The sequence below is a fragment of the Collinsella sp. An271 genome (assembly GCF_002159695.1).
In the GTDB taxonomy this organism is placed as follows: Bacteria; Actinomycetota; Coriobacteriia; order Coriobacteriales; family Coriobacteriaceae; genus Collinsella; species Collinsella ihumii.
This window is the reverse complement of the sequence record NZ_NFJE01000001.1, coordinates 239130-258523: the sequence shown is the minus strand read 5'-3', so window position 1 is coordinate 258523 and position 19394 is coordinate 239130. Positions and strand designations below refer to the sequence as shown.

Annotated in this window: 12 protein-coding genes; 6 read left to right on the top strand and 6 right to left on the bottom strand. The window is 62.7% G+C overall.

What is annotated here, in order from left to right; genetic code table 11:
• Positions 1–25 precede the first annotated feature (25 nt).
• From glgD to glgB, 4 genes are all read right to left on the bottom strand, one after another.
• Positions 26–1132, bottom strand: coding sequence for a glucose-1-phosphate adenylyltransferase subunit GlgD (gene glgD / locus B5F74_RS01130; protein ID WP_066832469.1), 1107 nt, complete (start codon positions 1130–1132; stop codon positions 26–28).
• 4 nt (positions 1133–1136) lie between these two features.
• Positions 1137–2282: a glucose-1-phosphate adenylyltransferase gene (locus tag B5F74_RS01125; protein ID WP_087199296.1), complete on the bottom strand. Its 1146-nt coding sequence runs from the start codon at positions 2280–2282 to the stop codon at positions 1137–1139.
• Between the two features lie 115 nt (positions 2283–2397).
• On the bottom strand, positions 2398–4827 hold the full coding sequence (locus B5F74_RS01120) for a glycogen/starch/alpha-glucan phosphorylase (protein ID WP_087199294.1): 2430 nt from the start codon (positions 4825–4827) through the stop codon (positions 2398–2400).
• A gap of 15 nt (positions 4828–4842) precedes the next feature.
• Positions 4843–7188, bottom strand: a complete 2346-nt coding sequence (gene glgB, locus B5F74_RS01115) for a 1,4-alpha-glucan branching protein GlgB (protein ID WP_239283308.1) — start codon at positions 7186–7188, stop codon at positions 4843–4845.
• Positions 7189–7710: 522 nt separating this feature from the next.
• Between glgB and B5F74_RS01110 the strand changes: the two genes are divergently transcribed.
• Both B5F74_RS01110 and B5F74_RS01105 read left to right on the top strand, forming a co-directional pair.
• The gene (locus B5F74_RS01110) at positions 7711–8424 is read left to right on the top strand and encodes an HAD family phosphatase (protein WP_087199290.1); all 714 of its coding nucleotides are present in this window, start codon (positions 7711–7713) and stop codon (positions 8422–8424) included.
• Positions 8421–9095: a thiamine diphosphokinase gene (locus B5F74_RS01105; RefSeq protein WP_087199287.1), complete on the top strand. Its 675-nt coding sequence runs from the start codon at positions 8421–8423 to the stop codon at positions 9093–9095. Before B5F74_RS01110 ends, B5F74_RS01105 begins: the two co-directional genes overlap by 4 nt.
• A gap of 170 nt (positions 9096–9265) precedes the next feature.
• On the opposite strand, the gene B5F74_RS01100 is transcribed toward B5F74_RS01105, so the two are convergent.
• Together B5F74_RS01100 and adhE are read right to left on the bottom strand one after the other, a co-directional pair.
• Positions 9266–10030 (bottom strand): aminoglycoside phosphotransferase family protein, encoded by a 765-nt coding sequence (locus B5F74_RS01100; protein WP_087199285.1) that lies wholly within the window; start codon positions 10028–10030, stop codon positions 9266–9268.
• A 114-nt stretch (positions 10031–10144) separates the two neighbouring features.
• Entirely contained in the window at positions 10145–12790 is a 2646-nt protein-coding gene (adhE, locus tag B5F74_RS01095) for a bifunctional acetaldehyde-CoA/alcohol dehydrogenase (protein ID WP_087199282.1), read from the bottom strand.
• A 522-nt stretch (positions 12791–13312) separates the two neighbouring features.
• Between adhE and B5F74_RS01090 the strand changes: the two genes are divergently transcribed.
• The 4 genes from B5F74_RS01090 to B5F74_RS01075 all read left to right on the top strand — a co-directional run bounded on the left by B5F74_RS01090 (position 13313) and on the right by B5F74_RS01075 (position 19201).
• On the top strand, positions 13313–14098 hold the full coding sequence (locus tag B5F74_RS01090; protein WP_158095651.1) for a transposase: 786 nt from the start codon (positions 13313–13315) through the stop codon (positions 14096–14098).
• A gap of 389 nt (positions 14099–14487) precedes the next feature.
• On the top strand, positions 14488–14676 hold the full coding sequence (rpmB, locus tag B5F74_RS01085; protein WP_066832438.1) for a 50S ribosomal protein L28: 189 nt from the start codon (positions 14488–14490) through the stop codon (positions 14674–14676).
• 338 nt (positions 14677–15014) lie between these two features.
• On the top strand, positions 15015–17384 hold the full coding sequence (locus B5F74_RS01080; RefSeq protein WP_239283306.1) for an ABC transporter ATP-binding protein: 2370 nt from the start codon (positions 15015–15017) through the stop codon (positions 17382–17384).
• Complete coding sequence (locus B5F74_RS01075) at positions 17384–19201, top strand: ABC transporter ATP-binding protein (RefSeq protein ID WP_087199278.1); 1818 nt, start codon at positions 17384–17386, stop codon at positions 19199–19201. Before B5F74_RS01080 ends, B5F74_RS01075 begins: the two co-directional genes overlap by 1 nt.
• The last annotated feature ends 193 nt before the right edge of the window (positions 19202–19394 follow it).

Below are 19394 nucleotides of genomic sequence, written 5' to 3'. Positions count from 1 at the left end.
ATTTGTGACCGTGGCAACGGGTTCGTTACACGACGGGGGCCTTGCCGACGGACAGAATCGCATCAGGGGTGCCGCGCAGCTCGGTGTTCGCCGGCACGACATTGTTCTTGTCGATGATGGCGTTCTCCACGCGTGCGCCGCTCTTGATGATGACGCCCTGCATGATGATGCTGTTGACGACGTTCGCGCCGGACTCGACGACGACGCCGCGCGACAGGATGGAGTTGCGGACCGTACCCATGATCTCGCAGCCCGCGGAGATGCGGGAGTTGCATGCGATGGAGCCGGCGGCGTACTTGGCCGGGGCGGCGTCATGGGCCTTGGTGAGGATCGGGCGATCCTTGCGGAACAGCTGCTTGTTGATGACGGGGTCGAGCATCTCCATGCTGCGCTGGTAGTAGGTGACCTCGTCGAACATGCCCACCGCAAGGCCCTTGAACTCGTAGCTGCACACGTCGATGCGCGCGAAGTCGGCGGCGATGGCCTCGAAGATGTCGAGGTAGTCGGCGCTGGCGTAGCGATCGATGATCTGCAGCAGGAGGTCGCGGTTGATGATGAAGCAGTCGACGAACTTGTTGTCACCGTACTTGCAGCCCTCGCGGACCTCGATGACGCGGCCGGCGTCGCCGATAACGAGGGAGCAGGCGTCCTCGTGGTCGCGCTCGGCCTTGACGTAGACCATGGTGATGCCCACGCCGCTCGCCTCATGGGCGTCGATGATGGCGTTGAGGTCCATGTTGAAGATGATGTTCGAGCCCATCAGCACGACATAGGGCTCCTTGGCGCGCTGGAACAGCGTCTTGTTGGAGATGATGTCGCGCAGCAGGAAGCGCATGCCGGCCTTGGTGGTGCCGTAGGGGTTGCCGGGCAGCGGGAAGAGGCCGCCGCGCTTGCGATCGAGACCCCAGTCCTTGCCGTGGCCGACATGGTCGATGATGGAGCGGTAGTTGCCCGGCATGACCAGGCCGACGGTCTTGATGCCCGCGTTCGCCATGTTGGACAGCGGGAAGTCGATCAGGCGGTAGCGGCCCATGACCGGGACCGAGGCGATGGGACGGCTCTGCAGGAGCGTCTCCTGCTTGAGCGCGGTGTAGTTGGCAGTGATGTAACCGATGGCCTTGTTGTTGATCATCGGCTCATTCCCCCTTCCCGATAACGACGTCGTTTCCGACGACAGCGGTGTCCTTCTGGGTGTCGACGCTTCCGAGCTTCACGCCCTCCTCGACGACGGCGTTCTCGCCCAGGATGGCGCGGACCACGTGGGCGCCGCTCTTGACGATGGCGCCGGGCAGCAGGACGGAGTCCTCGACGATGGCGCGCTCCTCGACCACGCAGTCGGTGGAGAGGATGGAGTGCTTGGCGGTGCCGAAGACCTCGCAGCCGTTGGAGACCAGACAGTCGTCAACGCGGCCGTTCGGGCCGATGTAGTGCGGGGGACGGGTGGTGTCGTTGCTCATGATGGGCGCGGACTTCTCGTAGATGTCGAACTCGGGGTTCGGCCCGAGCAGGCCCATGCTCGTCTCGTGGTAGCTGGCGATGGTGCCGACGTCCTTCCAGTACCCGTGGAACTTGTGGACGTACAGGTTCTTGCCGTCGGCGAGGGCCTTCGGGATGATGTCGCCGCCGAAGTCGTGGCCGGAGCGCTGGTCGAGCGCGTCGTCCTCGAGCGCCTTGATCAGGAAGTCGGCCGTGAAGATGTAGATGCCCATGGACGCGAGGTTCGAGTCGGGCTTCTCGGGCTTCTCGGTGAACTTGGTGATGCGGTCGTCATCGTCGGTGGTGAGGATGCCGAAGCGGCTCGCATCCTCCCAGGGCACGGGCATGACGGCGATGGTGAGGTCGGCGTTGTGCTTGATGTGGTTGTCGAGCATCTCGCGGTAGTCCATGCGGTACAGCGCGTCGCCGGACAGGATCAGCACGTACTCGGGATCATGGGCCTTGATGTAATCGAGGTTCTGGGTGACCGCGTCAGCCGTGCCGTTGTACCAGGCGCCGCCGTCCTGCGTGGCGTACGGCGGAAGGATGGACACGCCGCCGCCGCGCTCGTCCAGGTCCCAAGCGGAGCCGGAGCCCAGATACGCGTGAAGGCGATACGGGCGGTACTGCGTCAGAACGCCCACCGTGTCGATGCCGGAGTTGGCGCAGTTCGACAGCGTAAAGTCGATGATCCTGTACTTGCCTCCGAATGAGACTGCCGGTTTGGCGATCTTAGATGTGAGCGCCCCCAATCTGCTGCCCTGTCCTCCTGCGAGGAGCATAGCGATGCATTCTTTTCTACTCATCGAATTCTCCTTCATTGCTGTGCCGTGCAATACCTTTGCCTTGGGTGTATCAATGCGTCGCGCCGCCGTAAGGGCATGTGGTCGGCGCGCCGTAAAGGCCAAAAAACCGTGCGCCTTACGCCTTCCAAATCTCGTCGCGGTACTCGCGGATGGTGCGGTCGGACGAGAAGTGGCCGGAGTTGGCGATATTCATGAGCGCCATGCGCTGCCACGTGCGCTGGTCGTCATAGACCTCGGTGAGCTCCTCCCACGCCTGGACATAGGAGGCGAAGTCGGCGAGCACGAAGTCGTAGTCGTTGTTGTTCATGAGCTCGGCCTGGATGGACTCGAAGTTGCCCGACAGGCGGGCGAATGTGCCGTCGACCAGCTCGTCGACGCAGCGGCCCACTCCGTCGCGGTCCGCGTTGTAGACGTCCCACGCGAAGTAGTTGCCGTGGCGCAGCGCCTCGACCTCGCTTTCCTTCAGGCCGAAGATCTTCTCGTTCTCAAGGCCGGCCAGCTCGGCGATCTCGATGTTGGCGCCGTCGAGGGTGCCGAGGGTGATCGCGCCGTTCATCATGAGCTTCATGTTCGAGGTGCCTGACGCCTCCTTGCCGGCCGTGGAGATCTGCTCGGAGATCTCGGTGGCGGGGTAGATGAGCTGGGCGTTGGAGACCGCGAAGTTGGGGATGAACGCGACCTTGATGTACTCGTTCACGCGCTCGTCGTTGTTGATGACGTCGGCGACCGAGTTGATGAGGCGGATGACCTCCTTGGCGAACGTGTAGGCGCTCGCCGCCTTGCCGGAGAAGATGAACGAGGTCTTGTGCGGCTTGTAGGAGGGGTCGGCCAGCATGCGGTTGTAGATGTGCATGACCTTGAAGATGTTCAGCAGCTGGCGCTTGTAGGCGTGGAAGCGCTTGACCTGGACGTCGAAGATCGAGTCGACGTCGAGCTCGACGCCGCAGGTCTTCTTGACGTACTCGGCCAGGCGGACCTTGTTCTCGCGCTTGCTCGCGGTGAGGGCGTCCAAAAACTCGTTGTCGTCGATGTAGGACTCGAGGCGCTTGAGCTCGGAGGCGTCCTTCAGCCAGCCGTCACCGATCTTGCTCGTGATGAGGCGGGACAGCGAGGGGTTGGCGTTGCCCAGGAAGCGACGGGGCGAGATGCCGTTGGTCTTGTTGTTGAACTTCTCGGGGGTGAGCTCGTAGAAGTCGTGGAGCGTGTCGCGCTTCAGGATCTCGGTGTGCAGCTGGGCCACGCCGTTGACGGAGTGGGAGCAGATGACCGAGAGGTTCGCCATGCGCACCTGGCCGTCCCACAGGATGGCGGTGTTGCGCAGCTTGTCCTGCCAGTTGTCGATATCGCGCGGGAAGCTCTCCATGAAGCGGCGGTTGATCTCGTCGATGATCATGTAGACGCGCGGCAGCAGGCGGCGGAACGTGTCGATTGGCCACTTCTCGAGCGCCTCGGGCAGGACCGTGTGGTTGGTGTAGGAGACGGACCTCGTCACGATGTCCCACGCGGTGTCCCAGTCGAGGCCCTCCTCGTCCATGAGCAGGCGCATGAGCTCGGCGCCGCACATGGCGGGATGCGTGTCGTTGGTGTGGATGGCGACCAGGTCGGGGAAGCGGTCCCAGGAGGAGGTGCCGTAGTCGTTCTTGAAGGTGCGCAGAATGGAGGCGATGCCCGCGGCGACGAACAGGTACTCCTGCTTGAGGCGCAGGATACGGCCGTGCTCGCCGGCGTCGTTGGGGTACAGGATCTCGGAGATGGCCTCGGCGTCCGTGCGGAACTTGTTGGCCTTGGCGTAGTCGCCGGCGTTGAACGCGTCGAGGTCGAAGTCTGCGCTCGCGGGCTCGGCGCTCCACAGGCGCAGGCGGTTCACCGTCTTGCCGTTGTAGCCGATGATGGGCACGTCGTAGGGGATGGCCTCGATGAGGTCGCCGCCCTCGACGCTGAAGCTGAAGGTGCCGTCTTCGTTGCCGTGGCGCACGACGTCGCCGCCGAAGCGGACGTGCACGCGGCTCTCGGGGTGGCGCGTCTCCCAGGGATAGCCCTTGGCGAGCCAGTTGTCGGTCACCTCGACCTGGCGGCCGTCACGGATCTCCTGCTTGAACAGGCCGTAGCGGTAGCGCATGCCGTTGCCGAAGCCGAGGATGCCCTCTGCGGCCATGGAGTCGAGGAAGCACGCGGCGAGGCGGCCCAGGCCGCCGTTGCCCAGACCGGGGTCGCCCTCCTCGGCGAGCAGGTCGTCGAGCTCGATGCCCATCTCGGCCAGGCCCTGCTCGACGATGTCGCGAACACCGTAGTTGAGCAGGTAGTTGTCGAGCAGCGGGCCCATGAGGAACTCAAGGGAGAAGTAGTAGACCTTCTTCTTGTCGCTCCTGCCGTTCTCGGAATCGGATTCTGCGAACTGACGGTTCGCGCGCGAGGCGATCAGCTTGGCGAGCGCGCGATAGCGCTCCGCGTTCTTGGCGTCGTCGATGTCCTTGCCGACCTCTGCCATAAGCATCGTGCGGTAATCGCGCTTGAACTCATCGGCAGTTGCAAAAATCTTTGGCATGCGGATAACTCCCTCTTAGTCGTTTTCCTTCGCCGAGGCAGGGGAGCTCTTCGGCGAAGCCTTTCTCGTGCGTGCCGCAGTGGATGCGGCACCGGATGCCTTCTTCGGCGTCTTCACGGTTTTGGCCGTGGAGGTGGATGTGGTCGATGCGGCCTTCGTCTTCTTGGTTCCCGTGGACTTGCTCGTCGCGGTCGCCTTCTTGGCGGAAGCCGTCTTGGTGGTCTTCGATGCGCTAGACGCCGTGCCGTCCTCGGTCTTTTTGGCGGAGGTGCGCTTGGTCGCGGTCGCCTTCTTGGCGGTCGTCTTGCGCGCGGTGGTCTTCTTGATCTTGGGCGGCTTGTAGGAGCTGGGCCCCTGGCGCTTCAGGACGATGCCCGCAAGCGGCGGGACGAGGAGCTCGATGGAGTTCTCGAAGCCGTGCTTGGGCTCGGGGTGGCTGGAGAGCTTCTTCTCGTTGTGCTTGCCGGATCCGCCGAAACGGACGTCGTCGGAGTTGAAGATCTCGAGGTAGTCGCCCTCGCGCGGGACGCCCATCTGGAACGTCTCGTAGAACGCGGGGTCGAAGTTGATGAGGACGACCAGGTCGTCATCGGGGTTCTCGCCGTGGCGGACGAACGAGATGATGGACTGCTCGTTGTCGTTGGGGTCGATCCACTCGAAGCCGTCCTGGGAGTAGGCGAGCTCGTAGAGCGCCGGCTCGGCGGTGTAGAGATGGTTCAGCGCCTTGATGAACTGCTGGTGCTTGGCGTGGGTCTCGTACTCCTCGGTGAGGAACCACTGGATCGACTCGTAATAGCGCCACTCGATGAACTGGGCGATCTCGTTGCCCATGAAGTTGAGCTTGGCGCCCGGATGGGTCATCTGGTAGAAGGCGAGCGTGCGCAGGCCCGCGAACTGGCGCCACCAGTCGCCCGGCATGCGTCCGATCAGCGAGCACTTGCCGTGAACGACCTCGTCGTGCGACAGCGGCAAGATGAAGTTCTCGGAGAACGCGTACATGATCGAGAACGTGAGCAGGGTGTGGTTGCCCGGGCGCCACGGGAAGTCGGTCTGCATGTAGTGCAGCGTGTCGTTCATCCAGCCCATGTCCCACTTGTAGTGGAACGCCAGGCCGCCGTCCTCGGCGGGATAGGTCACCAGCGGCCATGCGGTCGACTCCTCGGCCATCATCATGACGTCGGGGAAGGTCTGGCCCACGGTGTTGTTGACTTTGCGGATGAAGTCGATGGCATCGAGGTCGCCCTCATCACCGTACTTGTTGAACTTCTTCTGGGCGGGGTCGTCCACGCCGAAGTTCAGGTACAGCATGCTCGAGACGCCGTCCATGCGGATGCCGTCGGCGTGGAACTGCTCGATCCAGAACAGCACGTTGGAGATCAGGAAGCTGCGGACCTCTCCGCGGCCGAAGTCGAACTTGTGCGTACCCCAGTTGGGATGGATCTCGCGCTCGTAGAGCATGTGGCCGTTGAAGGTCGCGAGCCCCTGGGCGTCGGCGCAGAAGCCGCCGGGGACCCAGTCGAGGATCACGCCGATGCCCGCCTGGTGGCACGCGTCGATGAAGTGCATGAACTGCTTGGGCTCGCCGTAGCGGGCGGTCACCGCGTAGTAGCCCGTTCCCTGGTATCCCCACGAGCCGTCGAAGGGGTGCTCCATGACGGGCAGCACCTCGATGTGGGTGTAGCCCATCTCGCGCACGTAGTCGACGAGCTCGACCGACAGGTCGTCATAGGTGTAGTACTCGCCGCGCTGCGCGGGGAACGGATCCATGGGACCGGGGTAGTTGCCGTTCTCGTCCGGCTCGCCCTGCGGCTCGTCGCCGTGACGGCGCCAGCTGCCCAAATGGACCTCGTAGATGTTCAGGGGCTTCTTCATGTGGTCGGAGGCGTGGCGGGCGTCCATCCAGGCCTTGTCGCCCCACTCGTAGCCCTCGATGTCCATCAGGCGCGATGCGGTGCCCGGGATCTTCTCGCTCCAGAACCCGTACGGGTCTGCCTTGTAGAGGAGCTTACCGTCGTCCGTCTCGATGACGTACTTATAGAGGTCGCCCTGGGAGAGCCCGGGCACGAACCCCTGCCACAGACCGCCCGTGGGAAGCTCGTCGAGCTTGTTCGCCTCGACGTCCCAGTCGTTGAAGTCGCCGACGACGGAGACGCCTGCGACCTCGGGCGCCCAGACGCAGAAGCGCCACCCGTCCACGCCGTTTTGCGTGTCGGGATGCGCACCCATCTTTTCCCAGCTGCGGTTCCACGAACCCTGAGCGAACAGATGGATGTCGTCATCGGTGATGATCAGGCAGGGGGCCTGCGCGCCATCCGTGGATGCCGCCTGCGAAGTATCGTGTTCAGCATGTGTGCGGTCCAACTTATCCGTCCAATCGACAGGGGAGACGATAACGTCGCCCAAAACGGGTATACGGTCACGGCGATATCCGTGCGCCTGCGAGCAACCGCCGGTGGGTTGGAACACCGCGACGTACATAATTTAACACTTACGCGTCATAACATCGAGGTGAAGCCGAAGGACGGTCGATTTTGTCCGTTGGGCGAAATGGATAAAACCCTGCTGTGCTGAGCTTTTGGCTGCTTTTCGGGGTGTCCAAGATGTCCAATCGTTCGGTCCATCGTAGAAGTGCGGGGCCGCCTTAGGCAGGGTGCCAATCGCTCGCGTTGCGGGCGCGAAGCCAGGGCCCTTGTTCACCGATTTCCCCTTGACAGCGTATCGCGCTTTTGGCAAGGGCGTGTAAAGGCGCCGTGAGCGGCTCGTTCGGGGTTCATGCGGAAATGTTGGCACGCTGCATGCGGCGCGGCCGATTTGCTAGGATGTCAGGGCGGTGCGGAGTCCCGTATCGTTTGGTGGTCATTCTCGCGAGTAGGAGGACACGCTATGTCCGAGCAGCGTCCCGCGCGTCCGCGCGCGTTCATCTTCGATTGCGACGGCACCCTGCTTTCGTCCATGGGCATGTGGCTCAAGGTGCAGGTCGAGCTGTTGGCGACCTACGGCATCGAGACGACGCCCGACGACTTCGCCCGGTTCGAGTCCCTGCCGGTGATGGGCGAGTGCGAGGCATATCACGAGACGTGGGGCGTGGGCGAATCCGGCCAGGACGTCTATGATCGCCTGATGGACATGCTGATGGAGCACTACCGCCGCGACGTGCCGCCGCGACGCGGCGTCCGGGACTTTTTGGAAAGCGCGCGCGAGGCGGGGATCCCGATGATCATCGCGACCTCGACGCCCGTCGTCGCCGTCGAGGCCGGCCTTGAGGCCAACGGGCTGCGCCCCTTCTTCTGCGATATCGTGACGACCGGGGAGGCGGGCGCCTCCAAGGATCACCCGGACGTGTACAACCTGGCCCTCCAGCGCCTGAGCGATGCCTGCGGATTCGACGAGGTGCCGGCGCATCGCGACGTCTGGGTGTTCGAGGACGCGACGTTCGGCTTGCTGAGCTCGGGCTTCGCGGGCTATCGCCGTGTCGGTATCTACGATCCCGAGGGCCGTGCGCTTCGGGACGACGTGCAGGCCAACAGCGAGATCTTCATCGATGAGTTCGACGAGCTTTCGCTCGAGCGGATCTACGCGTTCGGGGAGAGGGCATGATGCGCGCAGGGGAGCCTGCGTCCGTCGCCGTCGTCGGCGGGTCTCCCGAGCCCTCGTCGGCTTCGACGGTCCGGCGGGCCGCTGCGCGCGCCGATGCCGTGGTGGCCATCGACCGGGGCCTCGACGCGGTTCGCGAAGCCGATATCGGCGTCGACGTGTTCTGCGGCGATGCGGACTCCGTCAGCGCCGAGGGCGCGGCGCTCGTTCGAGCCGTCGAGGCTGCCGGCGACAGCGCGCCCTTCGAGATCGAGCGCTACAACCCGCATAAGGACGACACCGACCTCTCGCTCGCCCTTCGCGCGATTCGTCACCGCTGGGGAGCGCCGAGGCTCGTGTGCACGTGCCTGTCAGGCGGCCATCCCGACCACCTGCTCGGCGTGCTCGGTCGTCTCGCCTCCTGGGAGGGGCCGGTCGAGCTTGTCGAGGATGCGTTCGAGGGCCGTATCCTACATGCGGGGCACAGCTGGACCATCGAGGGCGCTGAGTCGCGTCGGTTCTCCTTCATCCCGCTGTCCGCCGCGTGCGAGGTGTCTGAGTCCGGCATGCGGTGGGATCTCGACCACCATCCGGTCGACCTGCTTTCCGATCTGGGCATCTCGAACGTCATCGAGGGCCCCGAGGCGACCATCACCTGCCACGCCGGCACCATCGTCTGCTGGACCTTCCGCTAACAAAAAGCGCCGCCCAATAGGCGGCGCACACATCCAAAAACCCAAGCAAGACTACCTGCAGTAGGGATGATGCAGGGCGCGGCCCGAGAATTCCTAAGCGAACATTCCGCAGGCCGCAGGCCGAGGACGTTCGCGTGGAATCTCGGGCCGCGCCCGATGGGAATCAGTCCTTACTGATAGTCGAACACGTCGATCCAGCTCATCAGGAACTCGTCGTTCTTGCCGCCGCGCTTGCGGGCGAGCTCGGAGGCGGCGACGATCGGCAGATAGCCGCGGACGACCTGGACGGCCTCGTCGGCGCGCTCGCAGTACAGCTCGAGGTAGGCGTCGGCCTGCTGCTTGTCCTGCAGGGCGAACAGCAGGTAGGTCATGGCGGCGTCAGCTGCGGGAGCGCCCTGGGTGGCGTGCGCCCAGTCGCATACGTAGAGCTGCTCGTCATCGCCCACGATCACGTTGGAGGGGTTGAAGTCGCCGTGGCAGACGCGACGGCGCATCTTCATGCCGTCAAGACGCTGCAGCAGGTCGTAGCGCGTGGAGGCGTTGATCTGGTCCAGCGAGTTGATCATGCGGGAGTACTTGTCGGTCTGGCGCGGGAGCAGCGGGCAGCGATAGGAGTGGACCTCGATCTGCAGGTTCACGAACTGCTCGAGGTACTCGTAGAAGCGACCGGGCTCTGCGGCCATCTTCTCGGCGAGGGTGACGCCGGGGACCTTGGTGGTGATGAGCGCCCAGCCGGCGTCCTCGACCTTGGTGACCTCGATGGCCTTCGGGGAGCGGATGCCGCACTCGTTGATGCGCGCGAGATTCAGGGCCTCGTTGAACACGTCGGAGACCGGCTTGTCCTCGGAGAAGACCTTGGCGATCTTGTCGCCAAGATCGTAGACGACCTTGTTGGAATGACGAACGATCTCGACCTTGGAATCGGGAAGGATCATGGCGCTACCGTCCTTTCTTGTGGTTTGCACCATCGTATGCCAAATCGGGGCGCGCGTGAAGCGCGGCGCTCCGAGCGCGCCCCGGTTGCGGGTGATCGGGCGTGAGCCGGATCGTTAGGCCTCGTAGCTCTGGGGCTCGCGGCCGTAGTAGGCGTCGAGGTAGAGCTCCTTGATCTCGCTGATCAGCGGGTAGCGCGGGTTGGCGCCGGTGCACTGGTCGTTGAAGGCCTGCTCGCTCATCTCGTCGAGCGTCTCCAGGAAGTACTTCTCGTCGACGCCGTACTCGGCGATGGTCTTCTTGATGCCGATGGTGTCCATGAGCTCCTCGAGCTTGGCGATGAAGTTCTCGAACACCTCGCGGTCGTCAGCGCCGGTGCAGCCGCAGTAACGGCCGAGGTCGGCGTAGTCCTTGAGCGCGTGCGGATACTTGTACTGGGAGAAGGTGCCCATCTTGACAGGCTTCTCGGCAGCGTTGTAGCGCATGACGCGGGTAAGGATGACGGCGTTGGCCAGGCCGTGGGGCAGGTGATGGAACGCGCCGAGCTTGTGGGCCATGGAGTGGTTGACGCCCAGGAAGGCGTTCGCGAACGCCATGCCGGCGAGGCAGGAGGCGTTGTGCATCTCCTCGCGGGCGTGCGGGTCGTTGGCACCCTTCTCGTAGGCCGCGGGCAGGTTCTCGAACACGAGCTTGGCGGCGCGCATGGAGAGGCCCTTGGTGTAGTCGGAGGACATGATCGAGACATAGGACTCAATGGCGTGCGTCATGACGTCGATACCGGAGGCGCAGGTGAGGCCCTTGGGCGCGGTCATGGCGTTGTCGACGTCGACGATGGCCATGTTCGGCAGCAGCGCGTAGTCGGTGATCGGCCACTTGATGCCGGTCTCGGCATCGGTGATGATGGCGAACGGCGTCACCTCGGAGCCCGTGCCCGAAGAGGTCGGGACGGCGACGAAGTAGGCCTTCTCACCCAGCTTGGGGAAGTTGAAGACGCGCTTGCGGATGTCCATGAAGTCCATGGCGGCATCCTCGAAGCTGACCTCGGGGTGCTCGTACATGAGCCACATGATCTTGCCGGCGTCCATGGCGGAGCCGCCGCCGACGGCGATGATGACGTCGGGCTCGAACAGGCGCATGCGCTCGGCGCCGCGCTCGGCGTCCTGCAGGCGCGGGTCGGGGCAGATGTCGTAGAACGCGTCGTGGGCGACGCCCATCTCGTCGAGCTTAGCCTCGATGGCGCGGCAGTTGCCGTTCTTGTACAGGAAGGAGTCGGTGACGATGAAGGCGCGCTTCTTGCCCATGACGCGGCCGATCTCGTCGAGGGCGACCGGCGTGCAGCCCTTCTTGAAGTAGATCTTCTCGGGAGCCCTGAACCAGAGCATGTTCTCGCGGCGCTCGGCCACGGTCTTGATGTTGAGCAAGTGCTTCACCCCAACGTTCTCGGAGACGGAGTTGCCACCCCAGGAGCCGCAGCCCAGCGTCAGGGACGGCTTCATGCCGAAGTTGTACAGGTCGCCGATGCCGCCCTGGGAGGACGGAGTGTTGATCACGATGCGGCACGCCTTCATGGTGTCCTCGAACAGCGCGATCTTGTCCTTCTCGGCGGGATGCACGTACAGGGACGCGGTGTGGCCCGGGCCGCCTGCGAGCACGAGGTGCTCGGCCTTGTCCACGGCCTCCTGGAAGTCCTTGGCATGGTACATGGCGAGGACGGGGGAGAGCTTCTCGTGGGAGAACTCCTCCTTGACCGGGTCGGTGGAGGAGACCTCGGCGATCAGGATCTTGGTCTTGGCCGGGACGTCGATGCCGGCGAGCTCGGCGATCTTGGCGGCGGGCATGCCCGGGATACGGTGATCGAGGGCGCCGTTCTTGAACATGGTCTCGCGCAGGGCCTCGAGCTCCTTGCCCTTCTTGACGAAGTAGCAGCCGCGGCGCTCGAACTCGGCCTTGACCTGGTCGTAGATGGAGTCGAGGGCGGTGACGGACTGCTCGGACGCGCAGATCATGCCGTTGTCGAACGTCTTGGAGTGGATGATCGAGTTGACGGCGTTCAGGATGTCCGCGGTCTCGTCGATGACGACGGGGGTGTTGCCGGCGCCGACGCCGAGGGCGGGCTTGCCGGAGGAGTACGCGGACTTGACCATGCCAGGGCCGCCGGTGGCCAGGATGATGTCGACGTTGCTCATGAGGGAGCTGGTGAGCTCGAGGGTCGGCTGGTCGATCCAGCTGATGATGCCCTCGGGGGCGCCGGCCTTGACGGCGGCGTCGAGCACGACCTTGGCGGCGGCGATGGTGCACTTGGCCGCCGCGGGGTGCGGGGAGATGATGATGGCGTTGCGGGTCTTCAGGCAGATGAGGCACTTGAAGATGGCGGTGGAGGTGGGGTTGGTGGTCGGGATGACCGCGCCCACGACGCCGATCGGCTCGGCGACCTTCGTGATGCCATAGGCCTCGTCGCGCTCGATCACACCGCAGGTCTTGGTGTTCTTGTACGCGTTGTAGATGTACTCGGCTGCATAGTGGTTCTTGATGACCTTGTCCTCGAGGACGCCGCGGCCCGTCTCCTCCACGGCCATCTTGGCCAAGGGGATACGCATCTTGTTGGCGGCCATGGCCGCCTCGTAGAAGATCTTGTCGACCTGCTCCTGGGTGAAGCTTGCGTAGGCCTTCTGGGCGTCACGGACGTACTCGAGACGCTCCTTGAAGGCGTCGACGGTGTCGACGACGGCGGGATTGGCATGAACCGTTGGCTTTTTTGCCATGCTGAGCTCCTTTTCATCGGTGCCTGCCTATGGCTTGTATTCTATATAAGGATTGGCGTGTTTTCCGAAGCATTACAGAGATTTGCCGTAAACGGTATAAATGAAACGCTTCAACTGCAAATAATCGTCTGAAATCAGCCTAAACGGACACCGAATTGTGAAGACTCTTCACGTCTCGACACCCATCCCATGCTGCAAAAACCCTATCAACCTATCAAAATATGCCCTAGTCCTCCCACCCAACAAATTGAAACGCTTCACCAAATGCAAATTGGGGACGCAAATGCAAATCGGGGACGTACCTTACGCATGCACTTTTGCAAATTGGGGACGTACCTTCCGTATGCACTTTTTGATGCGGGGAAACCTCTTGTCGGTCTGTGTCTGGAATCTTTAGAGAAGCAATCCGCATCATGTAAGGTGTCCTTACAAAAACAAAGAATAATGAACCTAATGAAATCACCAATAAATAATGGGCAATATGAACCCATAAACATCAAGCGCATGCAAAGGGGGATCGCCATGCCGCGCGCAGCACGAGAACTATCTGAGTCGGGTCTCTATCACATCACGGCTCGCGGAGTCGGCAGCCAGCTCATTTTCTACTCCGAAGATCATTACGTGAAGTTCCTCGACATGTTGGCGCAATCATGTGCGACCCATCGCATAGCGATCATCGCCTGGTGCCTCATGGCAAATCATGTTCATCTTCTTCTGGAAAACGAGGACGATGAGCGGCCGGATGGATTCAGCAAGGCGATGCATTCGCTTCTTTGCCGTTACGCCATGTACTTCAATCACACCACGGATAGAGTCGGGCATGTATTCCAAAACAGATTCGGCTGCTCGGCTATCAATTCCGACCGTTATGCTCTTCAAGCGGCCACATATATACAGAGAAACGCGCTGGATGCGGGATTCGAGGTCGACGAGTATCCCTGGAGCAGTTTCCAAGAGTACGCGGGGGTGTGCAGGGATGATATCGGCTGGCTGTGCAAAACCGACGTCCTCATCGGATTGGCCGGTAGCCGAGAAGGGCTGATCGAGTACTTTATGAACGGACCTTGCGACGACTACCGCGCATCATGTAGGACGGGCAGGCTCAATGATGGCGAGGCGCTCGATCGCGCCCTGAGCGTTCTGCCCGAGGACGTCGCGCTTCACGAGGTGAAGGCGCTGGGCGTGAAGCGGCGCAACGGCATATTGGTCAGCATGCGCGAGGCGGGCCTTCTAGTTAAGCAGATCGGGCGTTTCACGGGGATCGGAATATCGACCATCTCGAGGGCGACATCTCGGGTGATGCCGTAGTCGTACGGCAGCAAGGCTCGCTACGGTTGCGCGGCATCCGCGGGGCCCGTTTGCTCTATGAGACGCTTCTATCAGGGGGTCCGACCAATCGGTTCCACGGCGTCGATGGGGCATGTGGCGTGGTGCGCTTGTTGGTACGTGATGCTTTTTGCGGCTGATGCCCTTTTCAGGGGCATTGCTCAGGGATTCTGGTATAGTTACTCTGCATTTGCTGGCATGTGCGCAGCGAGCGCGGTTCACTGCTCCAGATCGGTTTTTCTCTATATTGCCGGTGCGAAACCGATATTCGCGTGCTCAATGTGTAGATTCAGCAGATGCGCCAAACTGTGCTATAGTCCAATGCTGTTTGTTCAACGGCTGTTTTATGCCGTCCAAGGAGGTTAACGAAAATGTCTAAGGTTTGTGAGATCTGCGGTAAGCACCCCGTTGCTGGTCGCTCCATTAGCCACTCGCACCGCGTCGCCATCCGTAAGTTCCGTCCCAACATCCAGCGCGTGTATGTTGTGGTTGATGGTCATCGTCGCAAGATGAACGTCTGCACCAACTGCCTCAAGTCCGGCAAGGTCGCTCGTTCCTAAGACTTCGCGGCAAACATCGCGTTAACCGTTACCGACGGTATATTTTGAACTACTGGGCACCCATTGGGTGCCTTTTTTCATGGCGCGACAGGGCGTGCTTGAATTTTCCGGAGGCATAGCCATCGCCAACATCAAAGGGGTGTCCCTTGCATGCAAACGTGCACGCTTAAGGTACGTCCCCAATTTGCAAAGATGCACGCGCAAGGTACGTCCCCAATTTGCAAAAAATAAGGTGCCTAAGTTGTTGGGTTCTTATGAATCCGAGGGCCGCGCGAATTTCCGAATGTCATTCGGAAAGAATGAGCCGTTGTGTATAGGTACGACAATATGAGGAGGGGATGGGACGCGTGAGGATTTTCAGCTTCCTGAAGAACCACAAGCTCAGTTTTCTGATCGCCTTGGTGCTGCTTTTCGCGCAGGCGAACTTCGAGCTCACGCTGCCCGGAGTCATGAGCGACATCGTGGATGTCGGCATCAGCCAGGGCGGTATCTCAAGCACGGTTCCTGATGAGATCACGTCGGAGGACCTGGAGAGCGTCGAGCTGTTCCTGAGCGATGCCGAGGTCGATCAGGTCGAGCCCCATTTCAGCGAGCCCGACGCCGACGGCGTCCGGACGTTTACGGGGTCCCGCTCGGATCGCGAGTCGCTGGAGGGCTTCATGGGCGAGGCGGAGATGCTCGTCTATCAGTTCATGGAGGGCGTCTCAATCGACGAGTTCGCCGCGGCCACGGAATCTTCCGCTGCGGACGCAGGCGCCGCCCAGCAGGCGCCGGCGGCATCGGCCGACCCGGTCGAGCTCATGCGGCAGATGTTCGGCGACACCATCGACATCGCGGACATCGAGAGGCTCGTCGATGCGGGCGTGGTGACCAAAGACCAGCTCGTTGAATCCCGAGAGACCCTGACCCGCCAGCTTGGCGACAACGGCGACTCGATCATCCAGTCGCGCGCCATCGAGTTCGTCGAGAGCGCGTACCGCGATGCCGGCGTCGACTTGACGGCGGTGCAGAGCAACTACCTGTTCAGCCAGGGCCTGACCATGCTCGGGTATGCGCTCGCCTCGGCGGCATGCGCCATACTCGCGGCGCTCAACGCGAGCCGCACGTCCGCCGCCATCGGTCGCGACCTTCGCCATCAGCTCTACGAGCGCGTGCTCGATTACTCGCCTGCGGAGATGGGCAAGTTCTCCGCGGCCTCGCTCATCACGCGCGCGACCAACGATATCCAGCAGATCCAGATGATCACCGTGATGTGCCTGCGCATCGTGCTGTTCGCCCCCTGCATGGGCCTTGGCGCCGTGGTGCGCGTGCTGACCACCCCCACCGGGATGGAATGGATCCTCGTGGTCGCCATCGTCGCCATCGCCATCGCGATCGGCGTGCTCATGGGCGTCACCATGCCCAAGTTCCGGATCATGCAGTCGCTCGTCGACCGCAACAACCTCATCGCGCGCGAGATCCTCACCGGCATCATGCCCATTCGCGCCTTCGGTCGCCAAAAGCACGAGGAGGAGCGCTACGACGAGGCGAACCGCGAGCTCACGAGCACCTATATCTTCACGAACCGCTGCATGACGTTCCTCATGCCGGTGATGATGATCGTCATGAACGCCACGACCGTCGGCATCGTGTGGTTCGGAGCGCAGGGCGTGGACGCCGGCAACCTTCAGGTCGGCACGCTGATGGCCTATATCAACTACGTGATGCAGGTCATCATGAGCTTCATGATCCTCACGATGATCTCGGTCATGCTGCCGCGCGCCGGCGTCGCCGCCGACCGCGTGCAGGAGGTGCTCGACACGCAGACGTCCATCAAGAACCCCGAGCCCGAGGCGCGCGTCACGCGCGAGCGGTCCGAGGGCTGGAAGGGCGTCGTCTCGTACAACGACGTCACGTTCACGTATCCCGACGCCGACGTTCCGACGCTCGAGAACATCAGCTTCACGGCCGAGCCGGGCAAAACCATCGCCATCATCGGTTCGACCGGTTGCGGCAAATCGACGCTCGTGCAGCTCATACCGCGCCTGTACGACGTGACGGAGGGCTCCATCACGCTCGATGGCGTCGACATCCGCAACATCGACTTGGCCGAGCTGCGCCGCACCATCGGCTATGTGCCGCAGAAGCGCATGCTGTTCAGCGGCACCATTGAGAGCAACATCAAGTACGGCGACGAATCCATGAGCGACGAGGACATGGTCCAGGCGGCGCAGATCGCGCAGGCGACTGAGTTCATCGAGGGCAAGCCGGACGGCTACTCAAGTCCGATCTCCCAGGGCGGCACGAACGTGTCGGGCGGTCAGAACCAGCGCCTCTCCATCGCACGCGCCCTCGCCATCCATCCGAAGGTCCTCGTGTTCGACGACTCGTTCTCGGCGCTCGACTACAAGACCGATGCGACGCTGCGCGCCGAGCTCGATCGGCGCTGCTCCGACTCCGCGGTCATCATCGTCGCCCAGCGCATCGCCACGATCATGCATGCCGACGAGATCCTGGTTCTCGATGACGGGCGCATCGTGGGGCGCGGCACGCATGCCGAGCTTCTGCGTTCCTGCCCCGAGTACCTCGAGATCGCCAAGAGCCAGCTGTCCGAGTCCGAGCTCGGACTGGACGAGCCCGCGCGCCCGGCATCGGGGCAGTCCGGCGACGAGGGCGTGGAGCCCGCCGACGCAGCAGAAGATTCGACCGAGAAGGGAGGTGAGCGCTGATGCCAGGTCCTGCACGCCGCGGGCCCGCGTCCGAGCGCGCCCGTGATTTCAAAGGCACAGTCAAGCATCTTGTCGTCTATCTCGCACATGAACGCATCGCGCTCATCGTGGCGCTGTTCTGCGCCGTCGCTTCCGTGGTGTTCAACGTCGTGGGCCCGCGCATCCTGGGCCAGGCTACCACCAAGCTCTTCGAGGGCCTGAGCGCCAAGGTCATGGGCACGGGATCCATCGACTTCGCCGGTATCGGGTACATCCTCGCCGGCCTGCTGTGCCTGTATATCACCTCCGCCGGATTCAACTTCCTGCAGGGGTGGCTCATGACGGGCGTGACGCAGCGCGTGTGCTACCGTATGCGCCGCGAGATCGTCGAGAAGATCGACCGCATGCCGCTGTCCTACTTCGAGAGCAACGCGGTCGGCGACGTGCTGTCGCGCATCACCAACGACGTCGACACGGTCGGCCAGTCGCTCAACCAGTGCGTCACCCAGCTCATCACCTCGATCACGCAGATCATCGGCGTCACCGTCATGATGATCTCGGTGTCGGTCGCGCTGGCCGGCCTGACGTTTCTGACCATCCCGGTGTCGCTCGTCCTCGTCGTCCTCGTCGTCCGCTCGTCTCAGCGCTACTTCCGCCAGCAGCAAACGCTGCTCGGCAAGGTGGACGGCGTCATCGAGGAGAGCTTCTCCGGCCAAAACGTCATCAAGGTGTTCAACCGCGAGCAGCGCGCCGTCGCCGACTTCGATGCCGACAACAACCTGCTCTACGAGGCGGGCTGGCGCTCGCAGTTCCTCTCGGGCCTGATGCAGCCGATCATGAACTTCGTCGCGAACCTCGCCTACGTCGCCGTGGTGTCGTTCGGCGCCTTCCTGGCGGTCGCGGGCGCCATCAGCGTCGGCGACATCCAGGCGTTCATGCAGTACGTGCGCAACTTCACGCAGCCGATCACCCAGCTCACGCAGGTGTCGAACATGATCCAGATGCTTTCCGCGGCAGCGGAGCGCGTGTTCGAGTTCTTGAACGAGCCCGAGGAGTCCGCCGACGCCGCCACGCCGGAGCTGCCGCAGCGCAGCAAGGGCGCCGTCCAGTTCGACCACGTGAAGTTCGGCTACGTGCCCAACAAGACGATCATCCATGACTTCTCGTGCGACATCCAGCCCGGCCAAACGGTCGCGATCGTGGGGCCCACGGGCGCGGGCAAGACGACGCTCATGAAGCTGCTCATGCGCTTCTACGACGTCAACGCGGGCGCGATTCGCGTGGACGGCGTCGATGTGCGCGAGTACGCGCGCGATGACCTGCGCGAGAACTTCGCCATGGTGCTACAGGACACCTGGCTGTTCAAGGGCTCCGTGCTCGAGAACATCCGCTACGGCCGCGCCGACGCGAGCGACGACGAGGTCCATGCGGCGGCCCGCGCCGCCCTGGCGGACCACTTCATCCGCACGCTTCCCGGCGGCTACGCGTTCGAGCTGAACGAGGACGCCTCCAATGTGAGCCAGGGCCAAAAGCAGCTGCTGACGATCGCGCGCGCGTTCATCGCGGACCGTCCCATCCTGATCCTCGACGAGGCGACCTCGAACGTGGACACGCGCACCGAGGAGCGCATCCAGCGCGCCATGGACGCGCTCATGCAGGGCAGGACGAGCTTCGTGATCGCGCATCGCCTGTCGACGATTCGCAACGCGGACGTCATCTTGGTGCTGCGCGATGGCGATATCGTCGAGTCCGGCACGCACGAGGAGCTGCTCGCAAAGGACGGCTTCTACGCCGAGCTCTACAACTCGCAGTTCACGGACGGCGGGGAAGAGGAGTAGCCCCGACAACATCGTGACGATCCCTTGAGCGTACCCTCCAGATGACGGTTCGACCTCTAGTATGGCCGTGAACGTCGTCTGGAGGGTTTTGCATGCGCAAGGGGCGCGAGGTTGTGCGCATCCCGTTAATGAGACCGAAACGTAGGTAATTCTGAGTAAATGGGTATGATTTCCGCATACAATGGTCAATACT

Bases quoted from the DNA above. Each gene is read 5' to 3' on its own strand.
- glgD (WP_066832469.1), bottom strand. From the start codon at position 1,132: ATGATCAACAACAAGGCCATCGGTTACATCACTGCCAACTACACCGCG.
- B5F74_RS01125 (WP_087199296.1), bottom strand. From the start codon at position 2,282: ATGAGTAGAAAAGAATGCATCGCTATGCTCCTCGCAGGAGGACAGGGC.
- B5F74_RS01120 (WP_087199294.1), bottom strand. From the start codon at position 4,827: ATGCCAAAGATTTTTGCAACTGCCGATGAGTTCAAGCGCGATTACCGC.
- B5F74_RS01110 (WP_087199290.1), top strand. From the start codon at position 7,711: ATGTCCGAGCAGCGTCCCGCGCGTCCGCGCGCGTTCATCTTCGATTGC.
- B5F74_RS01105 (WP_087199287.1), top strand. From the start codon at position 8,421: ATGATGCGCGCAGGGGAGCCTGCGTCCGTCGCCGTCGTCGGCGGGTCT.
- B5F74_RS01100 (WP_087199285.1), bottom strand. From the start codon at position 10,030: ATGATCCTTCCCGATTCCAAGGTCGAGATCGTTCGTCATTCCAACAAG.
- adhE (WP_087199282.1), bottom strand. From the start codon at position 12,790: ATGGCAAAAAAGCCAACGGTTCATGCCAATCCCGCCGTCGTCGACACC.
- B5F74_RS01090 (WP_158095651.1), top strand. From the start codon at position 13,313: ATGCCGCGCGCAGCACGAGAACTATCTGAGTCGGGTCTCTATCACATC.
- rpmB (WP_066832438.1), top strand. From the start codon at position 14,488: ATGTCTAAGGTTTGTGAGATCTGCGGTAAGCACCCCGTTGCTGGTCGC.
- B5F74_RS01080 (WP_239283306.1), top strand. From the start codon at position 15,015: ATGGGACGCGTGAGGATTTTCAGCTTCCTGAAGAACCACAAGCTCAGT.
- B5F74_RS01075 (WP_087199278.1), top strand. From the start codon at position 17,384: ATGCCAGGTCCTGCACGCCGCGGGCCCGCGTCCGAGCGCGCCCGTGAT.